The sequence below is a fragment of the Halomonas sp. LES1 genome (genome assembly GCF_031846005.1).
Taxonomy (GTDB): domain Bacteria; phylum Pseudomonadota; class Gammaproteobacteria; order Pseudomonadales; family Halomonadaceae; genus Halomonas.
The window spans coordinates 356,871-381,542 of the sequence record NZ_JAVRGC010000002.1 but is presented as its reverse complement, the minus strand read 5'-3'; the positions used below and the strand labels follow the sequence as shown (position 1 = coordinate 381,542).

General features: G+C 65.0%; 26 protein-coding genes. 4 read left to right on the top strand and 22 right to left on the bottom strand.

The features are described 5' to 3' along the window. The first annotated feature begins 2 nt into the window (after positions 1–2). The 3 genes from RM463_RS06000 to RM463_RS05990 all read left to right on the top strand — a co-directional run bounded on the left by RM463_RS06000 (position 3) and on the right by RM463_RS05990 (position 2,353). The gene (locus tag RM463_RS06000; protein ID WP_311429360.1) at positions 3–863 is read left to right on the top strand and encodes an ABC transporter ATP-binding protein; all 861 of its coding nucleotides are present in this window, start codon (positions 3–5) and stop codon (positions 861–863) included. After that, positions 860–1,762 carry a sucrase ferredoxin gene (locus RM463_RS05995; protein WP_311429359.1) on the top strand — a complete coding sequence of 301 codons (903 nt, stop codon included), beginning with the start codon at positions 860–862 and terminating at the stop codon, positions 1,760–1,762. Before RM463_RS06000 ends, RM463_RS05995 begins: the two co-directional genes overlap by 4 nt. A gap of 198 nt (positions 1,763–1,960) precedes the next feature. Further along, positions 1,961–2,353, top strand: a complete 393-nt coding sequence (locus RM463_RS05990) for a hypothetical protein (protein ID WP_311429358.1) — start codon at positions 1,961–1,963, stop codon at positions 2,351–2,353. A gap of 96 nt (positions 2,354–2,449) precedes the next feature. Here RM463_RS05990 and nrdF read toward each other — a convergent pair whose 3' ends face one another. The 7 genes from nrdF to RM463_RS05955 form a co-directional block, all read right to left on the bottom strand. Continuing rightward, positions 2,450–3,424 carry a class 1b ribonucleoside-diphosphate reductase subunit beta gene (gene nrdF / locus RM463_RS05985; protein WP_229332923.1) on the bottom strand — a complete coding sequence of 325 codons (975 nt, stop codon included), beginning with the start codon at positions 3,422–3,424 and terminating at the stop codon, positions 2,450–2,452. Positions 3,425–3,437: 13 nt separating this feature from the next. Beyond that, a complete protein-coding gene (gene nrdE / locus RM463_RS05980; RefSeq protein WP_311429357.1) occupies positions 3,438–5,603 on the bottom strand; it encodes a class 1b ribonucleoside-diphosphate reductase subunit alpha in 2,166 nt (721 codons plus the stop codon). Further along, on the bottom strand, positions 5,585–6,016 hold the full coding sequence (gene nrdI, locus RM463_RS05975; RefSeq protein ID WP_311429356.1) for a class Ib ribonucleoside-diphosphate reductase assembly flavoprotein NrdI: 432 nt from the start codon (positions 6,014–6,016) through the stop codon (positions 5,585–5,587). Before nrdI ends, nrdE begins: the two co-directional genes overlap by 19 nt. Continuing rightward, complete coding sequence (nrdH, locus tag RM463_RS05970) at positions 6,013–6,240, bottom strand: glutaredoxin-like protein NrdH (protein ID WP_195687717.1); 228 nt, start codon at positions 6,238–6,240, stop codon at positions 6,013–6,015. The genes nrdI and nrdH overlap by 4 nt, the downstream gene beginning before the upstream one ends. 363 nt (positions 6,241–6,603) lie before the next feature. Next, a complete protein-coding gene (locus RM463_RS05965) occupies positions 6,604–7,215 on the bottom strand; it encodes a superoxide dismutase (protein ID WP_311429355.1) in 612 nt (203 codons plus the stop codon). Positions 7,216–7,548: 333 nt separating this feature from the next. Next, positions 7,549–8,475: an FAD-binding protein gene (locus RM463_RS05960; RefSeq protein WP_311429354.1), complete on the bottom strand. Its 927-nt coding sequence runs from the start codon at positions 8,473–8,475 to the stop codon at positions 7,549–7,551. Next, positions 8,472–9,236 (bottom strand): electron transfer flavoprotein subunit beta/FixA family protein, encoded by a 765-nt coding sequence (locus RM463_RS05955; protein WP_311429353.1) that lies wholly within the window; start codon positions 9,234–9,236, stop codon positions 8,472–8,474. The genes RM463_RS05960 and RM463_RS05955 overlap by 4 nt, the downstream gene beginning before the upstream one ends. A gap of 380 nt (positions 9,237–9,616) precedes the next feature. On the opposite strand from RM463_RS05955, the gene RM463_RS05950 reads away from it, so the two are divergent. After that, positions 9,617–11,299, top strand: a complete 1,683-nt coding sequence (locus RM463_RS05950) for an electron transfer flavoprotein-ubiquinone oxidoreductase (RefSeq protein WP_311429352.1) — start codon at positions 9,617–9,619, stop codon at positions 11,297–11,299. A gap of 89 nt (positions 11,300–11,388) precedes the next feature. On the opposite strand, the gene RM463_RS05945 is transcribed toward RM463_RS05950, so the two are convergent. The 15 genes from RM463_RS05945 to rpmF all read right to left on the bottom strand — a co-directional run bounded on the left by RM463_RS05945 (position 11,389) and on the right by rpmF (position 24,662). After that, positions 11,389–12,213, bottom strand: coding sequence for a sulfurtransferase (locus RM463_RS05945; protein WP_311429351.1), 825 nt, complete (start codon positions 12,211–12,213; stop codon positions 11,389–11,391). After that, positions 12,210–14,429: an ATP-dependent helicase gene (locus tag RM463_RS05940; protein ID WP_311429350.1), complete on the bottom strand. Its 2,220-nt coding sequence runs from the start codon at positions 14,427–14,429 to the stop codon at positions 12,210–12,212. Before RM463_RS05940 ends, RM463_RS05945 begins: the two co-directional genes overlap by 4 nt. After that, entirely contained in the window at positions 14,420–14,983 is a 564-nt protein-coding gene (locus RM463_RS05935) for a DUF1285 domain-containing protein (RefSeq protein WP_311429349.1), read from the bottom strand. Before RM463_RS05935 ends, RM463_RS05940 begins: the two co-directional genes overlap by 10 nt. A gap of 7 nt (positions 14,984–14,990) precedes the next feature. Next, positions 14,991–15,839, bottom strand: a complete 849-nt coding sequence (locus RM463_RS05930) for a TatD family hydrolase (RefSeq protein WP_311429348.1) — start codon at positions 15,837–15,839, stop codon at positions 14,991–14,993. 56 nt (positions 15,840–15,895) lie between these two features. Further along, entirely contained in the window at positions 15,896–16,231 is a 336-nt protein-coding gene (locus RM463_RS05925) for a PilZ domain-containing protein (protein WP_311429347.1), read from the bottom strand. Positions 16,232–16,264: 33 nt separating this feature from the next. Beyond that, entirely contained in the window at positions 16,265–17,275 is a 1,011-nt protein-coding gene (locus tag RM463_RS05920) for a DNA polymerase III subunit delta' (protein WP_311429346.1), read from the bottom strand. Continuing rightward, positions 17,263–17,952 carry a dTMP kinase gene (tmk, locus tag RM463_RS05915; protein ID WP_311429345.1) on the bottom strand — a complete coding sequence of 230 codons (690 nt, stop codon included), beginning with the start codon at positions 17,950–17,952 and terminating at the stop codon, positions 17,263–17,265. The genes RM463_RS05920 and tmk overlap by 13 nt, the downstream gene beginning before the upstream one ends. Before the next feature lie 11 nt (positions 17,953–17,963). Next, positions 17,964–18,968, bottom strand: coding sequence for an endolytic transglycosylase MltG (gene mltG, locus RM463_RS05910; protein WP_311429344.1), 1,005 nt, complete (start codon positions 18,966–18,968; stop codon positions 17,964–17,966). Positions 18,969–18,983: 15 nt separating this feature from the next. Continuing rightward, a complete protein-coding gene (pabC, locus tag RM463_RS05905) occupies positions 18,984–19,796 on the bottom strand; it encodes an aminodeoxychorismate lyase (protein ID WP_311429343.1) in 813 nt (270 codons plus the stop codon). A 16-nt stretch (positions 19,797–19,812) separates the two neighbouring features. Further along, a complete protein-coding gene (gene fabF / locus RM463_RS05900; RefSeq protein ID WP_195687911.1) occupies positions 19,813–21,051 on the bottom strand; it encodes a beta-ketoacyl-ACP synthase II in 1,239 nt (412 codons plus the stop codon). Positions 21,052–21,264: 213 nt separating this feature from the next. Then, positions 21,265–21,498 (bottom strand): acyl carrier protein, encoded by a 234-nt coding sequence (gene acpP / locus RM463_RS05895; protein ID WP_008956801.1) that lies wholly within the window; start codon positions 21,496–21,498, stop codon positions 21,265–21,267. Between the two features lie 133 nt (positions 21,499–21,631). After that, positions 21,632–22,375 (bottom strand): 3-oxoacyl-ACP reductase FabG, encoded by a 744-nt coding sequence (gene fabG / locus RM463_RS05890; protein WP_311429342.1) that lies wholly within the window; start codon positions 22,373–22,375, stop codon positions 21,632–21,634. A gap of 31 nt (positions 22,376–22,406) precedes the next feature. Then, complete coding sequence (fabD, locus tag RM463_RS05885) at positions 22,407–23,366, bottom strand: ACP S-malonyltransferase (RefSeq protein WP_195687913.1); 960 nt, start codon at positions 23,364–23,366, stop codon at positions 22,407–22,409. Between the two features lie 18 nt (positions 23,367–23,384). Beyond that, positions 23,385–24,446: a phosphate acyltransferase PlsX gene (plsX, locus tag RM463_RS05880; RefSeq protein WP_311429341.1), complete on the bottom strand. Its 1,062-nt coding sequence runs from the start codon at positions 24,444–24,446 to the stop codon at positions 23,385–23,387. A gap of 45 nt (positions 24,447–24,491) precedes the next feature. Further along, positions 24,492–24,662, bottom strand: a complete 171-nt coding sequence (gene rpmF, locus RM463_RS05875) for a 50S ribosomal protein L32 (protein WP_132044772.1) — start codon at positions 24,660–24,662, stop codon at positions 24,492–24,494. Positions 24,663–24,672: the final 10 nt, after the last annotated feature.

Here is a 24,672-nt window from a genome sequence, read left to right as displayed (position 1 = left end):
CCATGCCGCCAACACTTGCCAAACCACCGCGACTGACGGGCGAAGCCCTGCACGCCGGGTACGAGTCTCGCCGCGTCCTGGACGGCGTCGACCTGTCGGTGGCCGAGGGCCAATTGACGGTGCTGCTCGGCCCCAACGGCAGCGGCAAGTCGACGCTGCTGAAGACGCTGGCGCGCACCCTGGCACCCAGCGCCGGGCGAGTCTGCCTGGATGGACAGGATATCCACCGCCGCAGCACCCGGGAGGTGGCTCGGCGCCTGGGCATCCTGCCCCAAGGCCCTACCGCCCCGGAGGGGCTGACGGTCAGGCAGCTGGTCGGCATGGGGCGCTTTCCCCACCAGCGGCTGTGGCGGCAGGATGCCGAGCGGGACGCCCGAGCCGTGCGCGAGGCGATGGCCTATGCCGATGTCGCGGCCCTCGCCGAGCGCAGCGTCGATACCCTCTCCGGCGGGCAGCGGCAACGCTGCTGGATCGCCATGGTGCTGGCCCAGGAAACGGACCTGATCCTGCTCGACGAGCCCACCACCTTTCTCGATCTCAAGGTCCAGGTGGACCTGCTGGAACTGCTGTCTCGCTTGGCCCATGAGCAGGGCCGCACCCTGCTGCTGGTGCTGCATGACCTGAACCTGGCCGCGGCCTATGCGGATCGGCTGGTGATGATGCGCGACGGAGGCATCGTCGCCAGTGGCACGCCGCGAGAGGTGTTCACGGTCGCCCATCTCAAGCGGGTCTTCGATCTCGACGCCCGGGTGCTCGTGGAGCCCGAGACCGGCAGCCCGATCTGCGTGCCATACACCCGGCAGGGAGCGCTGCCACCCGCTCGGCCCGTCTCCCCCACCGCCGACCGGTGCTGTGTCTCATGAGTCATGTCTTCTGCACGGACCTCAGCCGCAAGCAGCTTGATCCGCTGGCCGGCAGCGCCGCCCATGCCGAGCGTAACCTGCTGATCAGCTGGCCACGCGCCAAGTGGACCCGCAACCTGCGTCATGCCAGCGACATGCCGGACAGCCTGGTACGGACGCTCGATGCCATCGCCGCCGAGGGGCGGCGGATCAACCTGATCCACCGTCGTGAACAGGATGGCGATGTCCATCGAGTGTTCCTGATGCCCGAACGCCGTAGTTTCATGGTACCGCGCAACGCACTGGAGGCCTTCCTGGCCGCCTGGCAATCGGGAGAGCCACTGACGACCTGGGAAGAGGCGCCGGTCGAGCATCACCTGCTGCTGTGCTGCACCCACGGCAAGAAGGATAAGTGCTGCGCCAAGTATGGGTACCAGACCTACCAGCGGCTGGCCCGGGAGGTCGCGGCACACCGGCTGCCCTTCGATGTGTGGGAGAGCAGCCACCTCGGCGGCTGCCGTTTCGCTGCCAGCATCATCCTGCTCTCGCCGGTACGCAAGTATGGCCGCATCACGCCGGAGCAGGCACTACCCTTGCTCCAGGCCGAAGCGCGAGGCCAACGCTTCCTCCCCGGCTACCGCGGCGACTCCCGGCTGACACCCGCGCAGCAGTGCGCCCAACTCGCGGCGCTCTCCCATCTGACTTTGCCGCGGCACATGCCCCGGTTGACGCTGCTGGAAGAGAGCGGCAGCGAGCATCGGCGACATCAGCGATGGCATTGGAAGCTGGAGGAAGACCACGGCCATCTGAACATCGTCTGCGAGGCCACCGCGATCAGACGCGTCGATACCTGCGCCGACCTCGATGAAGGCCCCTCCGATAGCAGGGTCTGGCGGGTCATCAAGCTAACGGCAGAATAGGTCTGCATCTCTTTATGCAGACCCTTCGGCATCTCTTTCCTCACTATGAAATACAACTGGTAATCGCTACTGGCGACTGGTTTGGGTGGCATTAACTTGCATGTCAACCCGAGCTAACCACAGCCCTGGCTTTGGCATTGACAAGAGACGACTCCCGAATAAGAATGATATTGAGAATTAATATCACAAGGATCAGTCATGCCACCCTCCCCTCAGCTCCGCTACCACTGCATCTTTTTGGAGGTCTCCTTTCGGGAACTCCTGGAGCGGGTAAGTGCACAGACGCAGGGTGATGATACGCCTTGCTGGCTGGATTCCCGTACCCTCACCCTGCTCACCAGCGAACTGGAGCGCTGCCGTCGCGATGCCCAGGGGGCTCCCGACGTGGCCGAATCACTGGGCACGGCGGTCTATCACGCCGGGCTGCTGATGGCGCAGTGCCCAGGTGCCCTCGGCAAGCGCCTCTGTCAGCACCACCTGCAGGCCATCCGAAAGCCGCTGCAGGAGACCATTGCCAGGCTGGAGGGGCGCCAGGCCCCCTCACAGCCGGGTCCGATGCAGCGGCTGCGCTACTGGCTCAATGCCGGGTAAGTCACGCTCTCGAAAGCCATCCGAGGCACACCGTTATCCGGCCAGCCGCGGGAGATAGCCCCACCCCTCCAACCCAGGAAGAGCGAGGCAGTCGCGCTAGAAGGCCCAATCCTCGTCTTCGGTGGCCTCGGTGCGGCCGACGACATACGAGGAGCCCGAACCGGAGAAGAAGTCGTGGTTCTCGTCGGCGCCGGGAGAGAGTGCGGCGAGAATGGTCGGGTCGACGTCGCACACCTCCTGGGGAAAGAGCCCATCGAAGCCCAGGTTCATCAGCGCCTTGTTGGCGTTGTAGTGGAGGAACTTCTTGACGTCCTCGGTGAGCCCGACCTCATCGTAGAGCAGCTCGGTATAGGCCACCTCGTTCTCATAGAGCGCCAGCATCAGCTCATAGGCGTAGGCCTTGACCTCTTCCTGGCGCTCCGGCGTCGCCTCGGCCATGGCCTGCTGGAACTTGTAACCGATGTAATAGCCGTGCACCGCCTCGTCGCGAATGATGAGGCGAATCAGGTCGGCGGTATTGGTCAGCTTGGCATGGCTGGACCAGTACATCGGCAGGTAGAAGCCCGAGTAGAACAGGAACGACTCCAGGAAGACACTGGCCACCTTGCGCATCAGCGGGTCCTCGGCCCAGTAGCGCTCCAGCACCAGTTCCGCCTTGCGCTGCAGCGCCGGATTCTCCTCGCTCCAGCGGAAGGCATCGTCTACCTCCTGGGTGGTGCAGAGCGTGGAGAAGATCGAGCTGTAGGAGCGCGCATGCACCGCCTCCATAAAGGTGATATTGGCGTAGACCGCCTCCTCGTGGGGGGTACGGGAGTCTGGCATCAGCATCGGTGCGCCCACGCTGCTCTGGATGGTATCGAGCAGGGTCAGGCCGGTGAAGACGCGGATGGTAAGCCGTCGCTCGGCCTCCGTCAGGGTGTTCCACGAGGGAATGTCGTTGGAGAGCGGCACCTTCTCCGGCAGCCAGAAGTTGCTGGTCAGACGGTTCCATACCTCCAGGTCCTTGTCGTCCTGCAGGCGATTCCAGTTGATGGCATCCACTCGGGTGAGTCGTTTGGCAGTCATCGTCATGTTAAGCAATCCCTTAGAGTGTGCAGGAGACACAGCCCTCAACCTCGGTGCCCTCCAGGGCACTCTGGCGCAGGCGCACGTAATAGAGGGTCTTGATGCCCTTCCGCCAGGCTGTGATCTGAGCCCGGTTGATATCCCGGGTCGTCGCGGTATCGGGGAAAAACAGCGTCAGCGACAACCCCTGATCAACGTGCTCGGAGGCGGCGGCGTAGGTATCGATGATCGCCTCGGGGCCGATCTCGTAGGCGTCCCGGTAGTAGGCCAGGTTGTCATCATCGAGATAGGGTGCCGGGTAGTAGACGCGACCGAGCTTGCCCTCCTTGCGAATCTCGATGGGCGAGGCCACCGGGTGAATGCTGGAGGTGGCATGATTGATGTAGGAGATCGAGCCGGTGGGCGGCACCGCCTGAAGATTGCGGTTATAGAGCCCTTGGGCCATGACCGACGCCTTGAGCGCCGCCCAGTCTTCGCGTGTCGGCAGCGCGATGCCGGCATCCGCGAAGAGTGCCTGGCCGCGCTCGGTCTGCGGCAGCCAGTCGCGCTCGGTGTACTTGTCGAAGAAGACTCCGCTGGCGTAGTCCGACGCCGCGAAACCGGCGAAGCTTTCACCGCGCTCAATGGCCAGGCGGTTGGACGCACGCAGGGCGTGATAGGCCACACAGGCGAAGTAGACACTGGTAAAGTCCAACGCCTCCGGCGTGCCATAATGGACATGCTCGCGGGCCAGAAAGCCGTGCAGGTTCATCTGCCCCAGGCCAATCGCCCGGGACAGGGCGTTGCCGTTGGCGATCGAGGGCACCGAGGTGATCTCGGTCATCTCGGCCACCGCGGTGAGGCCGCGCACCGCGACCTCGACACTGCCGCCGATATCGCCTGAATCCATCACCCGGGCGATATTCAACGACCCCAGGTTGCAGGAGATATCCTCCCCCACCCGACGGTAGCCGAGGTCATCGTTGAACTCGCTGGGCGTATTGACCTGCAGGATCTCCGAGCAGAGGTTGCTCATATTGATGCGCCCGGCGATGGGGTTGGCGCGGTTGACGTTATCCTCGAACATCACATAGGGGTAGCCGGATTCGAACTGCACCTCGGCCAGGGTCTGGAAGAAGGCCCGGGCATTGATCTTGGTCTTGCGAATCCGTGAGTCGTCGACCATCTCGCGGTACTTCTCGGTCACGGCAATGTCACCGAAGGGCATGCCGTAGACCCGCTCCACATCATAGGGCGAGAAGAGGTACATCGGCTCGTTGCGCTTGGCCAGCTCGAAGGTGATATCGGGGATCGTCACCCCCAACGACAGCGTCTTGATGCGGATCTTCTCATCGGCATTCTCGCGCTTGGTGTCGAGAAAGCGCAGGATATCGGGATGGTGGGCATTGAGATAGACCGCCCCGGCCCCCTGGCGTGCACCGAGCTGGTTGGCGTAGGAGAAGGCATCCTCGAGCAGCTTCATGATCGGGATGATGCCCGACGACTGGTTCTCGATATGCTTGATCGGTGCGCCTGCCTCACGGATATTGCTCAACAGCAGCGCCACCCCTCCCCCACGCTTGGAGAGCTGCAGGGCCGAATTGATGGCCCGGCCGATGGACTCCATGTTGTCCTCGATGCGCAGCAGAAAGCAGGATACCAGCTCGCCACGTTGGCGCTTGCCGGCATTGAGGAAGGTCGGGGTGGCCGGCTGGAAGCGGCCGGCAATGATCTCGTCCACCAGCGACCTGGCCAGCGTCTCGTCACCACGAGCCAGGGCCAGGGCTACCATGCAGACCCGATCCTCGAAGCGCTCCAGGTAGCGGCGGCCGTCGAAGGTCTTCAGCGTATAACTGGTGTAGTACTTGAAGGCGCCGAGAAAACTCGGGAAGCGAAACTTCCAGGCATAGGCCTGCTCGAAAAGCGCCTTGATAAAGCCGGCATCGTACTGCGCCAACACCTGAGGCTCGTAGTACTGGTTCTCCACCAGATAGTCGAGCTTCTCCTTCAGCGAGTGGAAGAACACCGTGTTCTGATTGACGTGCTGAAGAAAGTACTCGCGTACCGCTTCGCGGTCGCGCGCCAGCTGCAGCCGTCCCTCATCGTCATAGAGGTTGAGCATGGCGTTCAGGGCGTGGTAATCCAGCTTGCGCCCCGCATCACTCTCCGCCTGACGAGGCGGCTGGGTCAGGATTGTCGTGTCCAAAACTCTCTCACTCCCTTGCGAACCCGGGTCACGTCATCGTCCGTGCCCAGCAACTCGAATCGATAGAGCAGGGGAACACCGCACTTCTCGGCGATGATGCGCCCTGCCAGTCCATAGGCGGCGCCAAAACAGGTATTGCCAGCGGCGATCACGCCCTTCAGCAGCGCCCGGTTGTCGGAATCGTTGAGAAAACGGATCACCGGCGCCGGCACCGCCCCCTTCGTCCCACCACCGCCATAGGTAGGCGTCACCAGCACGAAGGGACGTGTTGCCGACAGAGCCTGGGCACCCCGCTCAAGGGGAATGCGCCGGGCCGGCAGCTCCAGTTTCTGAATAAAGCGATGGGTGTTGCCGGAGCGTGTCGAAAAATAGATCAGTTCCGGCGGCACACCCTCCAACGGTGCCTCGCTCATGCCGGCGTCAGGCCGCCGAGTCGGTCCGGGCGAAAACCGGACCAGTGCTCATCGCCGGCTACCACGACCGGCAGCTGGCGGTGCCCCAGTGCCATGACGCGATCGCGAGCCTCCGGATTCTGCTCCAGGTCGATCAGGCGGTAATCGATTCCCCGGCGCTCCAGGGTGCGGCAGGTGGCCGTGCACTGCGGGCAGGCTGGACGGGTATAGACCTTGATCTCCATGGCGACACTCCCTGAGGAAGGAAACTATATATGGTGATTGCGATGGCAAGGATACACCATATATAGAAACTGTCACCCTTGAAATACCATATGTTGTGTTATATGGAGATATCAAACACAAGTGACTAACAGGCTCGATAGCGCCTCGGGTGGCAAGGAATGGATGACGAGGAGTGGGTGGCAAGGAATAAAGGGCGAGGAGTGAGGGGCGAGAGGCATAGCAAGGCCCACAAGGGCTCAAGGAGATAGAGAGATGAGAGTGATAGGGAGGCAGGGCGATACTCCTGCCCGGCAAGGTACCCATACAACAGCGCCGCGACCCCAGGGGCCGCGGCGCTATTTGTCAGACCGGAAAGGGGTCGATCAGGCAGTGGCAGCCTGGTAGCGACGCTCCACTTCATCCCAATCCACCACGTTGAAGAACGCGGCGATATAGTCCGGACGCTTGTTCTGGAACTTCAGGTAGTAGGCATGCTCCCACACGTCCAGCCCCAGCACCGGCGTGTTGCCGTTGGAGATCGGGCTGTCCTGGTTGAGGGAATTTTCCACCACCAGCTTCTTCGCGGGGGTCACGCTGAGCCATGCCCAGCCGCTGCCGAAGCGACCCAGGGCAGCCTTGGTAAAGGATTCCTTGAACGCCTCGAAGCCACCCAGCTCGCTCTCGATGGCCTCGCCTACCTTGCCCTTGGGCTGACCGCCACCATTGGGTGACATCATCTGCCAGAACATGGAGTGGTTCGAGTGGCCGCCACCGTTGTTGATGACCGCCTGACGCTTCTCGGCCGGCACCTTGTCCAGATCGGCAAGCAGCTCGTCGACCGACACTTCTTCCAGACCGGTGCCCTCGAGAGCACCGTTCAGGTTGTTGACGTAGGTCTGATGGTGACGGGAATGGTGGATCTCCATGGTCAACGCATCGATATGCGGCTCGAGCGCATCGTAGGCATACGGAAGGTCAGGGAGGGTATGTGCCATGTTGATCATCTCCTTTTGGTGGCTTTGCAGACACTGCAATTCTTGTCCTGCAATGACTAGAGGTGCGGCCATCGGTCGGTAACTTCAACCACCTCGACCAGATTTTTCTTGAGCAGCAGCTCCAGTACGTCAACTCACCCTACTCTAGACGATGTGAAGCCGTCCAGCAGGAGCCCCAGTAGCAAAACGCCGACTCCTAATGGAGCCGGCGTTTTACCGAGCCGCTACAAGCAGAGTCTCAGAGCTTCTGCTCGAGCTCCGGCAGGGCGTCGAGCAGATCCGCCACCAGGCCGCAGCTCATCGGGAGCGCGACCTGGAAGATCACGATCGTTATCAGAGCTTCTGCTCGAGCTCCGGCAGGGCTTCGAACAGGTCAGCCACCAGGCCATAGTCGGCTACCTGGAAGATCGGCGCCTCCTCGTCCTTGTTGATCGCCACGATCACCTTGGAGTCCTTCATGCCCGCCAGGTGCTGGATGGCACCCGAGATGCCCACGGCGATATAGAGCTCCGGCGCGACGATCTTGCCGGTCTGCCCCACCTGCATGTCATTGGGCACGAAGCCGGCATCCACGGCGGCGCGCGAGGCGCCCACGGCGGCGCCCAGCTTGTCGGCGATGCCCTCGAGCAACTTGAAGTTGTCGCCGTTGCCCATGCCGCGGCCACCGGAGATGACTACCTTGGCCGCCCCTAGCTCCGGACGATCGGACTGGGCCAGCTCCTCCTTGATAAAGGTGGACTGGCTGTTGTCGGCGACGAAGTCGACCGCTTCCACGCCGGCGCTGCCGCCCTCGCTTACCGCGTCGAAACCGGTGGTACGCACGGTGATCACCTTCAGGGCGTCCTCGCTCTGCACGGTGGCGATGGCGTTGCCGGCGTAGATGGGACGCTTGAAGGTATCGGGCGACTCCACCGCGATGATCTCGGAGATCTGCGCCACGTCTCTGAGCGCGGCGACCCGCGGCAGCACGTTCTTGCCGGTGGTGGAGGCGGCGGCCAGCACGTGGCTGTAGTCGCCGGCGAGCTCATTGATCAGCGCCGACACCGGCTCGGCCAGCTGGTGGGCGTAGGCGGCGTTGTCGGCCACGCGAACTCTGTTGACGCCCTCCAACTTGGCGGCGGCCTCGGCGATGGCGGCGACGCCTTCGCCTGCCACCAGCACGTCGATATCACCACCGATGGCCTTGGCGGCCGCGACCACATGGGCGGTGGCGCCGGCCAGGGCGCCGTCATGATGTTCGGCAAGTACCAGGATGCTCATGAAATCACCTTCGCCTCGTTCTTCAGTTTGTCGACCAGCTCGTCCACGGAGCCCACCTTGATGCCACCCTGACGCTCGGCCGGCGGCTCGACCCTGAGCAGCTTGGTCCGGGTCGCCACCTCGACGCCGAGATCCGTCGGGCGCTTGACGTCCAGCGGCTTCTTCTTGGCCTTCATGATATCGGGCAGCTTGGCGTAGCGCGGCTCGTTCAGGCGCAGGTCGGTGGTGACGATGGCCGGCAGGCTGAGCTCGACGGTCTGCAGGCCGCCGTCGATCTCACGGGTTACCTGCAGCTTTCCATCGGCCCCGTCACCGCTGATCACCACTTCGGAGGCGAAGGTGCCCTGGGGCAGGCCGGTCAGCGCGGCGAGCATCTGGCCGGTCTGGTTGTTGTCGGTGTCGATGGCCTGCTTGCCGAGGATGACCAGGCCCGGCTGCTCTTCCTCGACCAGCTTGGCCAGCGCCTTGGCGGCACCCAGCGACTCGACACGCTCGTCGCTCTCGACATGGATAGCCCGATCGGCGCCCAGCGCCAGGGCGGTGCGCAGCTGCTCCTGGGCGGCCTTGGGCCCCACGGTGACGGCGACCACCTCGCTGGCCACGCCTTTCTCCTTCAGGCGAACCGCCTCTTCCACGGCGATCTCGCAGAAGGGGTTCATGGCCATTTTGACGTTGGTGAGGTCGACGTCGGAGTTATCCGGCTTGACGCGGATCTTGACGTTGTAGTCGATGACGCGTTTGACCGCGACGAGTACTTTCATGATTTCCTCGCTTGGTTCTCGGTGTTGAACCGTCTTGAATCCAATGGTGCGACACTGCCGTCAGCACCTTCCTGTCACTGGCCGCTCGGAACGGCGTGGCATGCTCTTATCGATTTCATGCGAGCGTTTGATAGGTGCCGCATCGAAAAAACTCTCTCAATGTGCCACACCCATACACAGGGCAACAATCCCATTATTGCCCCTTGGGCGAGGCACCTGATCAACATGGCGCCAAAGTCGCATGATCGCAGGGGGTGACCTTGTTGTTCTATTATGCCTATCATGAGGGCAGGCTAGAAGCAAACGACCGTTTTAAATCTTATCGACGTTAGTGGAACTTATCGATGTTAGTGTAATGGCGCTCAACGTCGACACGGGCAGTGAGGAGAGAGCAGATGGAAGAACAAGTCGAACGCGATTCCATGGAGTTCGATGTCGTTATCGTGGGCGCCGGCCCTTCGGGGCTGGCCGCCGCGTGCCGGCTGATGCAGCAGGCCAACGAGGCGGAGCAGGAACTGACGGTGTGCGTGGTGGAGAAGGGCTCCGAGGTCGGCGCCCATATCCTCTCCGGCGCCATCTTCGAGCCCCGTGCGCTGCAGGAGCTGTTCCCCGACTGGGAGGAGCGCGGCGCCCCGCTGACCACCCCGGCCAGCCGCGACGAGCTCTACCTGCTCAAGGACGCGGAGAAGAGCCAGAAGCTACCCAATGCCCTGGTGCCCCGGTCCATGCATAACACCGGTGGCGACCTGACCCGCTATGTGATCAGCGCCGGCAACCTGTGCCGCTGGCTGGCCGAACAGGCCGAAGCACTGGGCGTGGAGATCTTCCCGGGATTCGCCGCCCAGGAAACCATCATCGAAGAGGGCGTGGTCAAGGGCATCCTGATCGGCGACATGGGAGTGGCCGCGGATGGCACGCCCAAGGATGGCCATATGCCGGGCATGGAGCTGCGCGCCAAGTACACGCTGTTTGCCGAAGGCGCCCGCGGTCACCTGGGCAAGCGCCTGATCCAGGAGTATGACCTCGACGCCGGCAAGGACCCCCAGCACTACGGCATCGGTCTCAAGGAGCTGTGGGACGTGCCCGCCGAGCAGCACGAACCCGGCCTGATCCTGCACGGCTCCGGCTGGCCACTGGACAAGCACACCCACGGCGGCTGGTTCCTCTATCACGGCGACAACCAGCAGGTGGTGGTGGGGCTGATCATGGATCTCTCCTACCAGAACCCCTGGCTCTCCCCCTTCGATGAATTCCAGCGCATGAAACACCACCCGGTGCTGGCCAAGCATCTCGAGGGTGGCAAGCGCGTCGCCTACGGTGCCCGGGCTCTCACCAAGGGTGGGCTGAACTGCCTGCCGAAGATGACCTTCCCCGGCGGCCTGCTGATCGGCTGCGATGCCGGCACCCTGAACTTCGCCAAGATCAAGGGGCTGCACACCGCCATGAAGTCCGGCCTGGTAGCCGCCGAGGCGGTGTTCGAGGCGGTCGCCAAGGGCGACGAGGGTGGCCAGGAGCTGAGCGCCTTCAACGAGAAGTGGGAAGCGAGCTGGGCATATGCCGAGCTCAAGGAGAGCGCCAGCTTTGGCCCGGCGATCCACAAGTACGGCACCGTCGGCGGCGGCGCCTACAACTTCGTGAACCAGCTGCTGGGTGGCAAGTTGCCCAATGTTCACGACACCACCCCGGACCATGCCGCACTCAAGCCGGCCGGCGAGTTCGAGAAGATCAAATACCCGAAGCCCGACGGCAAGCTCTCCTTCGACAAGCCCTCCTCGGTATTTCTCTCCAATACCAACCATGAGGAGGACCAGCCCTGTCACCTGAAGCTGGCCGACCCGGAGCTGCCGATCCGCGAGAACCTGCCGGAGTATGCCGAGCCGGCTCAGCGCTACTGTCCGGCCGGGGTCTACGAAGTGATCGAGGGCGATGACGGCAAGCCGATGTTCCAGATCAACTTCCAGAACTGCGTGCACTGCAAGACCTGTGACATCAAGGACCCGGCCCAGAACATCACCTGGGTGGCACCCGAGGGCGGCGGCGGGCCGAACTATCCGAATATGTAAGAAGCCTCGCCGCTTCATGAAAACGCCTCCGCGACAGACTCGCGGAGGCGTTTTACTTTCTATCGGCTGCTAACGGCGATTAACGGCGATCAACCTCCGGTTGCCACCGGGCGGGTCGGATCTTGTACCCATTCGCTCCAGGAGCCTGGGTAGAGCCTGGGCAGCGGCTTGCCGGCTATCGCATAGGCGAGGATGTTATGGCACGCGGTGACCCCGGAACCACAGTAGGCCACCACCTCGTCGGCCTGTGGTAGCTCCTCGGCCAGACGTCCGGGGCTCTTGAAGCGCCCGCCCTCCTCCAGGTTGTCGGCACTGGGGCGACATACCGCCCCCGGGATATGGCCCGCCACCGGGTCGATGGGCTCGACGTCACCGCGGAATCGTTCGCGGCTGCGAGCGTCCACTCTCAGCACGCCGCTCGACTGCAGCGCATCCGCCGTCGTCCAGGTGTCGTCACGATAATCCGGGCACCAGCCGGAAGGGCTCGATGCCACATCATCCCCCTCATGCAGCTCGCCACCATGGGCCAACCAGGCCTGGATGCCGCCGTCCAGTACCTGCACCTCGGGGTGGCCGGCCCAGCAGGCGAGCATCCACCAGGCGCGAGCGGCGGCCAGCTGGCCGCCCATATCGTCATAGATCACCACCGGCACCTCCGGCGTCACGCCTAGACGCTGAAGCACTTCGGTGAATCGCTGCCGGTCCGGCAACGGATGCCGTCCCCCTGCCCCCGGGGGACCCGCCAGGTCACGATCCAGGTCGAGGTGCCGACTATTCGGCAGATGCGCCTGCCACCACAGGCCATGGCCGGCATCGAGGTCACCGAGACGCGCCCGACAATCCAGCAGACGTGGTGGCCGGGTGCCCTCCAGGGCGTCTTCCAACTCCCCGGCAGTGATCAGGGGCTGATTCATGCATGATCTCCTTGCAGCAGTTCGATGGGCGCTCGTCGAGCGATCAGGCGTCGTCGCCCGGCATGCCGGAAACGCACCTCGATCACGGGGTTGTCGGGGTCCCCCTCCACCAGATCGATCTCGCCCTCGCCGAATACGGCGTGACGCAGGCGCTGCCCAACGCCGAAGGCCTGTGATGGGACCATCTGATCGGTCGCCTCCGGCGTGACGGGCGCCAGCGACAACTCACGCCCCAGGGCCTCCAGATAGCGCTTCACCAGGTCCGGGCGCGATACCGCCAGTGGCGCTTTCTCCGCGTCGGCGGCAGCGTTGGCGTCATCCGCTTCGAGTCGCTGGGCCAGTCGATCGCACTCCTGCCAGGCACTCTCGGCGAGAAACCGGCTGGGACGATGATCGCCACCGTCATGGAGCAGCAGCAGCCGCTCTCGGGCACGCGTGATGGCCACATAGAAGAGCCTGCGCTCCTCCTCGAGACGCTGAGGGGATAGCGGGTTGTCGCGGGTGTAGTGGGGAAAGTCCTGCTCGTTGACGCCGGCAAGCACCACCAAGGGCCACTCCAGCCCCTTGGCGCCGTGTACGGTGTTGATCAACACCCCGTCATCACGGCTCTCCACCGGCCGACTGAGCAGCTCGACAAAGGCCTCGGTGTCATTGCCAAGCTCTATGGCCTGCTCCTTGAGCACGTCAAGCAGGCGAACATCCTCCTCGCCCTTGTCGCGCCGCGCCGCGGCCCGCTTGAGGACCCTCTCCGCATCGACCTCGGTCACCACATGGTCGAGCAGCTCGGCCGGCGAACGGGTCGCCAACCGCGGCAACTCACAGAGCAGCGCCCAACGCTTCTTGAGGGTGCGTTTCTGATGTGGTTTCAGGGATGCCAGCAGCGGGTCTTGAGGCGCGGGCCAGCGCGGATCCTCCGCCAGCCGACGCGCCAGCGCCTCGAGCCTTTCACGGGCCACGAAGGGTGTCGGCTGGGCGAACAGCAGAGCCAGGTGGCCAGGGTCGCGCAGCAGCTCGGGAGTACATGCCAGCCTCAGGTAGCCGGCCAGTGCCTGCACCAGGGGCAGGCGAAAGACGAAACGGTCCTCCCGCGCCAGACGAAACGCCACCCCCTCGCGCAGCAGCGCGAGCTGCAGCGGCACCGACAGGGCCCAGCTACGCACCAGCACACAGGCTTCGTCGAGTGCTCTCCCCTCTCGCCGCCACGCGACCAGGCCCTCCAGCAGGCCACGACACCCCTGGCCCGCCACAATCCGGGTATGCGGGTTGCCGGGAGCCGCCAGGCACTGCTGGTCGGGGCGCCGACGGTTGGCGTCGATGGCGTGATTGGCGGCCAGCGCCAGGGCATGGCCATGGCGAAAGGTGGTGGAGAGCGGGTAGTCCACCGCCACACCGAAGGTGGCGGTGAAACGCTGGAGCATGGTCTCCGGATGTGCCCCACGCCACTCGTAGATGCACTGATTGGCATCCCCCACCGCCATCACCTCGGCATGCTCGCCGGCGAGCAGCGCCAACAGACGCTGCTGGGCGACATTGATGTCCTGATACTCGTCGATGATGACGTGGTCGAGATATCCCTGGATACGGCCGCGCAGGCCAGCATCGGCTTCCAGGGCTTTCAGGGGGCGATACAGCAGATCGGCGTAACCCATCAGGCCATGCTGCTCCAGCAGTGCCTCGACCTGCTCGAAGGCGGCCGGAAAGTATCGGGTTTCCTCACCGTAATCCAGCCGCTCATGCAACTCGGCGGCACTCACCATCTCGGCCTTCACCAGGCCACAGAAGTGCGCCAGCGCCTCGAGACGCTCGGCATCCAGCGCCGACTCACGCGCCTCGCTGTCCTGATCGCCGAGGGCGAGCTGGGTCGCCTGACGCAGCAGGCGCTCGAGCTGCCAGTCGGCGGTCAGCAGCTGACGGGGCACCAGTGCCCCCCAGCGTGTCAGGCTGCCAGTCAATCGATGCCCAAGGGAGTGGAAGGTGCGCACATCGGGCAGCCGCTGGCCTGCTGGGGCCATGGCCGCCAGGCGGGCCTGGAAGTCCGCTCGTGCCGAACGGTTGAACATCAGCACCAGAATACGCTGAGGGGGAACCCCCCGATCGAGAAGCCGGAGCACCCTCGCCACCATGGTCGTGGTCTTGCCGGAGCCTGCGACCGCGGCCACACGCGCGTGCCCGGCGCCATGTTCGACCACGGCACGCTGTTCCGCGGTCAGCCGCACGCCGCCTCGCCGTCGACCAGGCCCAGCGGATGCCAGGCGCCCCCACTGCGCAGCCCCAGTGCCTCGCGACCATCCTCCAGTGTGAAGGGGCTCGCCTCTTCGACCAGGCGGTAGAAGACATTGCGCCCCAGCCGGGCGGCCAGGCCGAAGCGTACTGTCACCTCGGGCACACACTCGCCGGCGGGGGTCTCGCTGAGGGTAAAGACGTGCTGAGCATCCAGCGTCAGCCGGTCCCCCATATTGGTGGTCAGCCACCAGAGACCGTCGTCGCCATATTCGGCGTCGACGATCAGGAAGGGGCAATCCTCGACCCGAATCAGCTGCTTCTCGACCGGCGTGACCAGTGCATGACGACCATCGGCTTCACGTCGCAGGATGGTGGAGAGCAGACGAACCAGCCGCGGCCGTGACATGACGGTGCCCTCATGAATCCAGCGACCATCGGCCGCGATCACCAGGTCCATCTCTCCCGCGCGCTCGGGATGCCAGTCATCCACCGGGGGGATATCCCCCTCGGGGTCGAGCCTTGCCACCAGCGGTTCCAGATCCATCATGGTGCTCCTACTTGACCAGGCCGGCGCCCTGCAGGATGCCGCGCATCTCCTCGGAGACCTCCGGGCTTGCGGCACGAAACAGCTGGTAGAAGTTGGCGGTGGTCTGCATGGCGACCTCCTCCACGCTGATTCCGCGCTCGGCGGCGATGCATTCCGCCACTTCCACCACCCAGGCCGGCTCATTGGGCTTGCCACGATGGGGCACCGGGGCCAGGTAGGGGCTATCCGTCTCGATCAACAGCCGGTCCAGCGGCACCTGCCTGGCGACCTCACGCAGCGATTTGGCGCTGTGGAAGGTCACGATCCCGGAGAGCGAGATATAGAAGCCGTGGCGCACCGCCTCCCGAGCCATCTCGAGATCCTCGGTGAAGCAGTGCAGCACGCCTCCGACCTCCGGGTTGGTATGCTCGCGTATCAGCGCCAGCGTCTCGTCCCGCGCCTCGCGGGTATGAATGATCACCGGCAGCGCAAGCTCGCTGGCAGCGATCAGCTGGCGGCGGAAGCGCTCGCGCTGAACCTCTCGCGACGGCACCTTATCGGGGGCCTTCTCCAGATAATGATAGTCCAGTCCACACTCGCCGATGGCCACCGCACCATAGCGGTCGGCGGTCTCCTTGATGGCCTCGATGGTCGGCTCTTCGGCCACCCGGTGCAGCGGATGAACCCCGGCGGAGATCACCACGTCGTCGTGTTCGCGGGCGATGGCGGCCACGCCGGGTACCTCATCGAGGGTAACGCCGATGGCCAGGAACTGTTTCACCCCGCGGGCTCGGGCGGCGTCCAGCGTCGCAGCGAGATCTCCACCATGAGTGGCGGGATCGAGGCGGTCGAGATGGCAGTGAGAATCAACGAACATGCAGTGAAGTACCGATAGAGTGGATGGTGCCGATAGGGTGGATGATGCCAATCGCGTCAGAGCGTATAGGTCGGCGTACCCTTGTCGAGATGACCGGCAAGCAGGCTCTCGATACGGTCGCGCACGACCTGGTCGGCGGCGCTGAAGTGGATACCGACCCCGGGAATGCGCCGGCCGCTGACACCTTCCGGCGAGACCCAGACGACCTGACCGGTGACCGGTACCCGTTCGCTTTCGCCGGGCAGCGTCAGCAGCAGATAGATCTGCTGGCCCAGCTCGTAGCGCTCACGGGTGGGAACGAAGATGCCGCCCCGCTCGAGCACCGGCATATAGGCCGACAGCAGGGTCTGGGTATCCTGGATATTCAGCGACAACGCCTTCTGAGCGGCCATGGTTCTCTCCTCGATGTGCTTGCGGGGGACACGTCACGAGCGCAGCAGTGCCGACCAGCGCACCAGCCAGGCTTCCAGCACCAGCTGTGGATTGGGGTTACCGCCCGCCGCCAGCAGCCGACGCTCCTCGCGGGCGTAATCCAGCAGGCGAAACCAGTCGCGCACCCGGGCATTCTTGACCGCCTGGCGATAGAGGGGCAGCAGGTCCGGGTTACACAGTCCGGAGGCATCACCGGAAAGCCCAAGGCGAATCAGGTCCTCGAGCCAGGCGATACCGTACCACAGGATGGCATCGATGGATTGGCGGTCAAGCCGAGCCGCCTCGGCCACCGGCTCGCCTCCTCTTACCAGGGCCTCGAAGGTATCCACCAGCTGCTGACGCAGGGCCCGTGCCTCGGGGGTCGACAGGCTCACTGCCTGCAGGGGTAGCCCGCCGGCCACTCTCAGCCAGAATGTCGCCTCTTCGTTATCGCCGAGACGCTCGGCAAGCCAGGGCAGGCAATCGGCCGGCTCGGGAATCGCCAGGCTCCAGTGCTGACAACGCGACCGAATGGTCGGCAGCAGCCGGGAGGGGATATCCGAGAGCAGCAGGAACAGGGTCCGCGCCCCAGGCTCCTCGAGGCTCTTGAGCAGGGCATTGGCGGCGGCGACGTTGAGCGCCTCGGCCGGCGCGACAAGAATGACCCGATAGCCTCCCTGCTGGGCGGTCTGGGCAACGAAATGGTTGATCTCGCGGATCGCATCGATGCGGATCTGGCGCTTGCCCTCCTCGAGCTCGACACTCATCAGATCGGGATGGTAGCCCGAGGCCAGCATATGGCACCCATGACAGTGGCCACAGGCCACCCTGCCGGGATTGGCACACAGCGTGCGGGCGGCCAGGGCGTCGACCAGCGAGCGCTTGCCGACCCCGCGGGGGCCCGAGATCAACAGCGCATGGGGCAGTCGTCCACTATCGGCCAGGCGACCGAGCTCAGCGAAGCGCTCGCCCAGCCAGGGCAGTGGCTCCAGGGTCGTGACAGGCGTCGGGTTCAGCTCCGCCATGCCACCACCCTCTTCTCGAGCACCGCCTCGATCTGCTCGCCCACCGCCTCGCGCGTGCGGGAGGCGTCGATGATCGCGATGCGTTCCGGGGCCTGGGCGGCACGGACCAGATAGGCCTGACGCACCGACTCGAAGAACTCGGCACGCTCCTGCTCGAAGCGATCTCGCCGCTCGCCACGTTGTTCCAGGCGCTGCTGAGCCGCCCCCATGGGCATGTCGAGCAGCAGGGTCAGGTCGGGGGCGAGCCCCTGCTGAACGAAGGCCTCGAGCTCGGCGATGCGTGTGCTGTCGAGGCCACGCCCTCCTCCCTGGTAGGCGAAGGTGGCGTCGGTGAAGCGGTCGCATACCACCCAGGCTCCTCGCTCAAGGGCCGGGCGTATCACATGCGCCAGATGCTGGGCACGAGCGGCAAATACCAGCAGCAGCTCGGCGTCATCATCCAGCGGTTCGGGTTCATCCGGGTCGAGCAGCAGGCGCCGTATGGCCTCGGCCCGCGGTGTTCCTCCCGGCTCACGAGTCTGGACCACCTCCAGGCCCCGCGCCTCCAGCCATGCCACCACCCGCGCGAGGTTGGTGCTCTTGCCGACCCCCTCGCTGCCTTCCAGGGTGATAAAGCGGCCCCTCTCCGGAGTGTCCCCGGTGTTCCTCGCTGGCCGTTCGGGGTGCTTGTTACCCATGCCTGCTCCAATCAGCGGTTGCGGATATAGCGATTGACCGCATTGTTGTGCTCGCGCAGCGTGCGCGAGAAGTGGTGCGTGCCGTCGCCCTTGGCCACGAAGTAGAGCGTCTCTCCAGGCAGCGGGTCGACCGCGGCCTCCAGGGCCTCCCTGCCCGGCAGCGCGATCGGGGTGGGGGGCATGCCGTCGATCACGTAGGTGTTGTAGGGCGTGGACTCACGCAGATCGGCACGGGTGATATTGCCCGCGTAGCGCTCTCCCATGCCGTAGATCACCGTGGGGTCGGTCTGCAGGCGCATGCCGCGCTCCAGGCGACGCTTGAACACGCCCGCGATCTCGCGCCGCTCCTCGGGGGCCCCCGTCTCACGCTCGATCAGCGAGGCCATGATCAGCGCCTCGTAGGGTGTCTCGAAGGGCAGGTCATCGGCACGCTCTGCCCAGACCTCATCGAGGGTGGCCCGCATGCGTGAGTGGGCCTGCTCGAGCAGCTCCAGGTCACTCATGCCCTTGTGATAGAGGTAGGTATCGGGAAAGAACCACCCCTCCGGGTGCTCCCCCTCGCGGTCGAGCAGCGCCATGACCTCATCGTCGGTGAGCCCCTCGGTGCGATGCTCCAGCTTGGGTGCCGCCTCCAGGGCGTCACGCATCTGGCGAAAGGTCCAGCCTTCGGGGATGGTCAACGGGTAGGTCACCAGTTGCTCGCTACCCAGACGCTCGAGGAGCTCACGACCGCTCATGCCGGGCTCCAGCCTGAACTCCCCGGGTCGCAACCGCGGTAGGCTCTGGGGTTCGAGGCGGGCCAGTGCCCGAAAGGCCCAGGCATCCTCGATCACGCCCCGGGCTACCAGCTCGCTTACCACCTGATGGTAGCCCGCACCCCGCGGCACCTCGTAGAGCGTCGACTCGCTGATCGCGATGGGGGCCTCCAGACGCGACTGCCAGTAGCGATAGCCGCCGAACAGGGCCGCCACGGCCATCACGACCAGCAGCAGCAGGATGAACAGCACTCGCCGCATCGGTATCCTCTTGATTCAGTAGGTTGAGGGGTAGTCGTAACCCAGCAGGCCGTGGGCCTCGGCCTGGAAGCTACGATGCCGCCTTCCAAGCGTCCAGCGACGACGTACCCGGCCCGTCACATCATCCAGGCGGACCACCGGCCAGACCCCCTGTACGGAGTTGCCCAGCCAGACCGCATCAGCCTGGGCCAGCGCCTCTTCTCCCGCCTCGACTTCTTGAATCTCGCCGCGGGATATCAGCGCCTCCCGCAGCGTCCCCGCCACTCCGCAGCGGGCGAGTGACGGCGTCTCGAGGCGGCCGGCGCGGAGCCAGAAGAGGTTCATGGCGGTAGCCTCGATCAGATGCCCGGAATCGTCGCTGAGCACGCCTTCGGCGATGGCGTCGTCATCCCACTCGGCGCGCGCCAGCACATTTTCCAGGCGATTGAGGTGCTTGATTCCCGCCAGCACAGGCTGGCTGGCGAGGCGGAGCCGACAGTGGCGAATCCTGACGCCCTTCCGCCAGCGCGACTCGGCAGGGGTAAAGGAGGCAAGCTGCCAGCGCAGGCGCGGCTCGGGGGCTGCCGGGGGGCGATAGCCTCGCCCGCCACTGCCACGGGTAAGGGTCAGCTTGAGCACCTCGAGCCCACTCCCCGCCTCCGCCAGCGGAAGCGCCAGATCATGCTCCGCAGGCATCGGGATACCCAGCACATGACAGCCGCGGGCCAGCCGCGCCAGGTGTTCATCCCACAACAGCGGACGCCCGTCCCTGAGCAGGATGGTCTCGAAGAGACCGTCGCCGTAGGCGGCGCCGCGATCATCCAGCGGCCAGCCGGCCTGCTCCCTCACTCGCCTGCCGCCATGCTCAGACCCGTGTGAAGATCAGGGTGCCGTTGGTACCACCGAAGCCGAAAGAGTTCGACAGCGCCACGTCGATCTTCATCTCGCGGGCCGTATGCGGCACATAGTCGAGCTCGCAACCCTCCTGGAGGTTGTCCAGGTTGATGGTGGGCGGCGCGACCTGGTCGCGAATCGCGAGAATCGAGAACACCGCCTCGACGGCTCCCGCGGCACCCAGCAGATGGCCGATCATCGACTTGGTGGAGCTGACCGCCACCGACCTTGCCGCTTCCCCCATCACACGCTGTACGGCGCGGCTCTCGGCGAGATCCCCTGCGGGCGTCGAGGTGCCGTGGGCGTTGATATAGTCGATCGCTGCCGGGTCGAGCCCCGCGTCATGCACGGCATTCGCCATGGACTGGGCAGCGCCGCTGCCGTCCTCGGGGGGGGCGGTCATGTGGTAGGCGTCATCGCTCATGCCGAAACCCGCCATCTCGGCATAGATGGTGGCTCCGCGCGCCTTGGCGTGCTCGTACTCCTCCAGCACCAGCACACCGGCACCGTCGGAGAGCACGAAGCCGTCACGATCGCGATCCCAGGGGCGACTGGCCGCCTCGGGGTCGTCGTTGCGGGTGGAGAGCGCGCGCGCCGCCGAGAAGCCACCCAGCCCCAGCGGAGTGGTGGCCATCTCGGCACCGCCGCACACCATCACGTCGGCATCTCCGTAGGCGATGGTCCGCGCGCTGTAGCCGATGTTGTGGGTGCCGGTGGTGCAGGCGGTGGTGATCGCGATATTGGGGCCACGGAAGCCGTGGCGAATCGCCAGGTTGCCGGAGATCATGTTGATGATCGAACCGGGCACGAAGAACGGCGAGATGCGCCGCGGTCCACTCTTGGTCAGGGCATTGTGATTGTGCTCGATCATCGGCAGCCCGCCGATGCCCGAGCCGATGGCTACGCCGATGCGGTGAGCATTCTCGTCGCTGCACTCGAGGCCGGCATCCTGGATCGCCTGAGCCCCGGCCGCCATGCCGTACTGGATGAACAGGTCCATCTTGCGCGCATCCTTGGGGTTCAGATAGGGACTGATGTCGAAGTCCTTCACCGAACCGCCGAAGCGCGTGTTGAAGCCGCTGACATCGAAGTGCTCGATGGGGGCAATGCCGCTGTTGCCGGCCACGATATTGCGCCAGCTCTCTTCCACGGTATTTCCCACCGGCGTGACCAGGCCCAGGCCCGTCACCACTACTCGTCTACGTGTCATCAGCGTTCCTCCAGGCGTCCAGGATGATCGCGACCCTCTGCGGGCCGCCTATATCAGGCGCATTATAACGGCTCTCCCTTCGACATGCCGCCCCGAGAGGGTATTCGCATGTCGTTCGGGTGCGAAAAAGCCGCCCTGAGGGCGGCTTTCCTGGGGGCCGTTCCGGCGAAGGCGGCCCCGAGCATCAGCAAGCGGTATCGACCGCCACCAGGCTTACTGGTGGGCGTTAACGTAGTCGATGGCTTCCTGGACGGTGGTGATCTTCTCGGCTTCTTCGTCGGGAATTTCGGTATCGAACTCCTCCTCAAGCGCCATGACCAGCTCGACGGTGTCTAGGGAGTCGGCGCCCAGGTCCTCGGTGAAGGAGGAGCTGTTCTGGATGTCCTCTTCCTTGACGTTCAGGCGCTCGGCCACAACCTTCTTAACACGCTCTTCGATGGTGCTCATTATGACGTACTCCAGTCGTTCACATTGGCCGTCCAGAAGACCAGCCGTTTGGGGTTCCAGATCCGCAAGCCGGAAGCTGCGGGGTAGTGTATAGAGCCCCCGGGGCCGGCGCAACCACCGGACCCGGCACCTCTCAACGCATGTTCATGCCACCGTTAACATGCACGATCTCGCCGGTAATATAACTGGCCGTCTCGCCGGTAAGGAACCCTACCGCCGCGGCGATCTCCTCGGGCTGGCCGAGGCGCGCAAGCGGAATCTGGCCGAGCAGCGCCTTGTGCTGCTCCTCGGGCAGCGCCTCGGTCATGTCGGTGGCGATAAAGCCGGGCGCCACGGCATTGACGGTAATGGCGCGCGACGCCACCTCCCGGGCCAGCGCACGGGTGAAGCCTTCCATGCCCGCCTTCGCGGCAGCATAGTTGGTCTGACCCAGATTGCCCATGCTCGCCACCACCGAACTGATGCTGACGATGCGACCGAAGCGCGCCCGCGTCATGCCACGCAGGCAGGCCTTGCTGACACGATAGAGCGACTTGAGGTTGGTATCGACGACGTCATCCCACTCCCCTTCCTTCATGCGCATCAACAGGTTGTCACGCGTGATGCCGGCATTGTTGACCAGGATGGTCGGGGCACCGAACTCCTCGCCGATCGCCTTGACCACCTCGTCGACGCTGGTCTGATCGGTGACATCCAGGCGTCGACCGGCACCCTGGATACCCTGAACCCTGAGGTCGGCATCGATCCTCTCGGCGCCGGCATCGCTGGTCGCGGTGCCGATCACGATGCGCCCCTGGCGACCCAGCTCATGGGCGATGGCCCGACCGATGCCGCGACTGGCCCCGGTGACCAGGGCAACTCTGGTTTCGCTAGTCATGAAAAGTATGCCTTCATTCTTTGGAAAGAGATCAATCGTTGCGGGCAGCCACGCCGCGCGCCAGCTCCAGGGCCGCATCGAGGCTGTCGGGGTCGTTGACCGCCAGCCCCTTGCTGCCCCGAACGATGCGCTTGCCCAGCCCGGTCAGCACCTTGCCCGGCCCGCACTCGATGAACACCTCTGCGCCACGCTCGCCGATGGCCTCGACGCAGGAGGTCCAGCGTACCGGACGATAGAGCTGCTCGATCAGCCGGGTGCGCAGCGTTTCGACATCGGCATGGGCCTGGGCGTCGACATTCTGGATCACGGTATAGCGCGGCGCCTTGAGTGTCACCTCGTCCATGGCCGCGGACAGCCGCTCGGCGGCAGGCTCCATCAGGGCACAGTGCGAAGGCACGGAGACCGGTAGCGGCATGGCACGCTTGGCACCCGCCGCCTGACAGGCGGCGATGGCGCGCTCGACGGCGGCCTTGCTGCCGGCAATCACGACCTGACCCGGGGCATTGTAGTTCACCGCCGAGACCACATCGCCCTGGGCCGCCTCGGCACAGGCCTGCTCCACCACGGCATCCTCGAGACCCAGGATGGCCGCCATGCCCCCCTGCCCCGCCGGCACCGCCTCCTGCATGGCTTCACCACGCAGCTTGACCAGCCTGACCCCCTCGGCGAAGGGCATCACCCCGGCACAGACCATGGCGCTGTACTCTCCGAGACTGTGCCCGGCCATGGCGCCTGGTCGCGGCCCCTCGAGCTCCTGCCAGACACGCCAGATCGCCACGCTGGCGGCCAGCAGCGCGGGCTGAGTGCAGGCGGTCGCATTGAGCGCTTCGGCGGGCCCCTCCTGGACCACCTTCCAGAGATCGTAGCCGAGCGCCTCCGAGGCCTCCTCGAAGGTCGCACCCACTACGCTGTAGCGCTCGGCCAGCTCCCGCAGCATGCCGACCTGCTGGGAGCCCTGCCCGGGAAACACGAGGGCGAGCGGTTGAGTCATATTGGTTCACCTTTGCCTTTATTGCCTGTCATCACCGCCGGTCGCGCCGACGCGAGAAATTGAATCCATTCGAACCTCGCCCAGCTCCCGCGCCAACTGTCGCGGCAGGTCATGCTCCACTTCCTGCACGGCACGCAGCACGGCGTAGCGAAAGCCATCGGCATCGGAACCGCCATGGCTCTTCACCACGATACCGGCCAGTCCCAGCAGACTGGCGCCGTTGTACCGGACCGGATCAAGCTCGCCACGCAGGCGTCGAAGGGCAGGCCTGGCGAGCAGCCCTACCAGACGACTCCCCCAGTGGGCCTCGAAGGTGGCCTGCACACGGGCCACCAGCATGCGCGCCAACCCTTCACTGGCCTTCAACACGGCATTGCCGACGAAGCCATCACAGACCACCACGTCGACACTGCCGGCGAAGATGCCATCCCCCTCGACATAGCCGCAGTAGTTGAGCCCTGGCAGCTCACGCAACCGGGCATCCGCCTGGCGGACGCTGGCACTCCCCTTGATCCCCTCGGCTCCCACATTGAGCAGGGCGACCCGCGGTCGCGACAGGCCGTCTACATGGCGAGCCATGACCTCGCCCATGCGCGCGAAATCCACGAGGCGCTCGCTGGAGGCCTCGATATTGGCGCCCAGGTCGAGTAGATAGCAACGCCCCTGTTCACGGGTCGGGATCGCGGTACTGATTGCCGGGCGGGGTATACCGCCCACGGTGCCCATGGCACGCCGCCCCAGGGCCATCAGGGCCCCGGTATTGCCGCCGCTGACGCCGGCGCAAGCGCGCCCCGACGCCAGGCAGTCGAGCATCAGCGCCATGCTGCTATCGCCACCGTGGCGCAGGGCGTCGGAGGGACGCACCCCCGGAGCGATCTCGTCCGGGACGTCGACAACCTCCATACGCGAACCCGCCGCGGCGAGACGCCGCGGCAGGCTGGCAATCTCACGCTCCAGGCAGGCCCGCGGACCAAACAGCTGCAGCGTGAGACGAGAATCTTGGAGGGCCGCCCCGGCGGCACCACGCACAGTCGCGCGTGGCCCGAGATCTCCTCCCATCGCATCGATGGCGATTCGCATGAGTGAGATCAGGGGCCGGGGATCACCGCAGGTCGCGTCGTCGACTTAGGCGTCGACGACCTTGCGGCCACGGTAGAAGCCGTCCGGAGAGACGTGGTGACGCAGATGGGTGGCACCGGTCTCCTTGTCCTGGGAGAGGGTCGGGGCGCTCAGGGCGTCATGGCTGCGACGCATGCCGCGCTTGGAACGTGTCTTGCGGTTCTTTTGAACTGCCATGGGATGTCAC

Excerpts from the sequence above, each read along its gene's own strand:
- nrdI (WP_311429356.1), bottom strand. The coding sequence starts at position 6,016 with ATGAGCGAGGCACCGTTGGAGGGTGTGCCGCCGGAACTGATCTATTTT.
- RM463_RS05925 (WP_311429347.1), bottom strand. The coding sequence starts at position 16,231 with ATGGCCGCTCAGAAGGCGTTGTCGCTGAATATCCAGGATACCCAGACC.
- RM463_RS05920 (WP_311429346.1), bottom strand. The coding sequence starts at position 17,275 with ATGGCGGAGCTGAACCCGACGCCTGTCACGACCCTGGAGCCACTGCCC.
- nrdF (WP_229332923.1), bottom strand. The coding sequence starts at position 3,424 with ATGACGATGACTGCCAAACGACTCACCCGAGTGGATGCCATCAACTGG.
- RM463_RS05960 (WP_311429354.1), bottom strand. The coding sequence starts at position 8,475 with ATGAGCATCCTGGTACTTGCCGAACATCATGACGGCGCCCTGGCCGGC.
- RM463_RS05930 (WP_311429348.1), bottom strand. The coding sequence starts at position 15,839 with ATGTTCGTTGATTCTCACTGCCATCTCGACCGCCTCGATCCCGCCACT.
- RM463_RS05995 (WP_311429359.1), top strand. The coding sequence starts at position 860 with ATGAGTCATGTCTTCTGCACGGACCTCAGCCGCAAGCAGCTTGATCCG.
- RM463_RS05935 (WP_311429349.1), bottom strand. The coding sequence starts at position 14,983 with ATGATGGATCTGGAACCGCTGGTGGCAAGGCTCGACCCCGAGGGGGAT.
- fabG (WP_311429342.1), bottom strand. The coding sequence starts at position 22,375 with ATGACTAGCGAAACCAGAGTTGCCCTGGTCACCGGGGCCAGTCGCGGC.
- RM463_RS05990 (WP_311429358.1), top strand. The coding sequence starts at position 1,961 with ATGCCACCCTCCCCTCAGCTCCGCTACCACTGCATCTTTTTGGAGGTC.
- RM463_RS06000 (WP_311429360.1), top strand. The coding sequence starts at position 3 with ATGCCGCCAACACTTGCCAAACCACCGCGACTGACGGGCGAAGCCCTG.
- RM463_RS05955 (WP_311429353.1), bottom strand. The coding sequence starts at position 9,236 with ATGAAAGTACTCGTCGCGGTCAAACGCGTCATCGACTACAACGTCAAG.
- plsX (WP_311429341.1), bottom strand. The coding sequence starts at position 24,446 with ATGCGAATCGCCATCGATGCGATGGGAGGAGATCTCGGGCCACGCGCG.
- mltG (WP_311429344.1), bottom strand. The coding sequence starts at position 18,968 with ATGCGGCGAGTGCTGTTCATCCTGCTGCTGCTGGTCGTGATGGCCGTG.
- fabF (WP_195687911.1), bottom strand. The coding sequence starts at position 21,051 with ATGACACGTAGACGAGTAGTGGTGACGGGCCTGGGCCTGGTCACGCCG.
- rpmF (WP_132044772.1), bottom strand. The coding sequence starts at position 24,662 with ATGGCAGTTCAAAAGAACCGCAAGACACGTTCCAAGCGCGGCATGCGT.
- acpP (WP_008956801.1), bottom strand. The coding sequence starts at position 21,498 with ATGAGCACCATCGAAGAGCGTGTTAAGAAGGTTGTGGCCGAGCGCCTG.
- RM463_RS05945 (WP_311429351.1), bottom strand. The coding sequence starts at position 12,213 with ATGAATCAGCCCCTGATCACTGCCGGGGAGTTGGAAGACGCCCTGGAG.
- RM463_RS05965 (WP_311429355.1), bottom strand. The coding sequence starts at position 7,215 with ATGGCACATACCCTCCCTGACCTTCCGTATGCCTACGATGCGCTCGAG.
- tmk (WP_311429345.1), bottom strand. The coding sequence starts at position 17,952 with ATGGGTAACAAGCACCCCGAACGGCCAGCGAGGAACACCGGGGACACT.
- nrdH (WP_195687717.1), bottom strand. The coding sequence starts at position 6,240 with ATGGAGATCAAGGTCTATACCCGTCCAGCCTGCCCGCAGTGCACGGCC.
- fabD (WP_195687913.1), bottom strand. The coding sequence starts at position 23,366 with ATGACTCAACCGCTCGCCCTCGTGTTTCCCGGGCAGGGCTCCCAGCAG.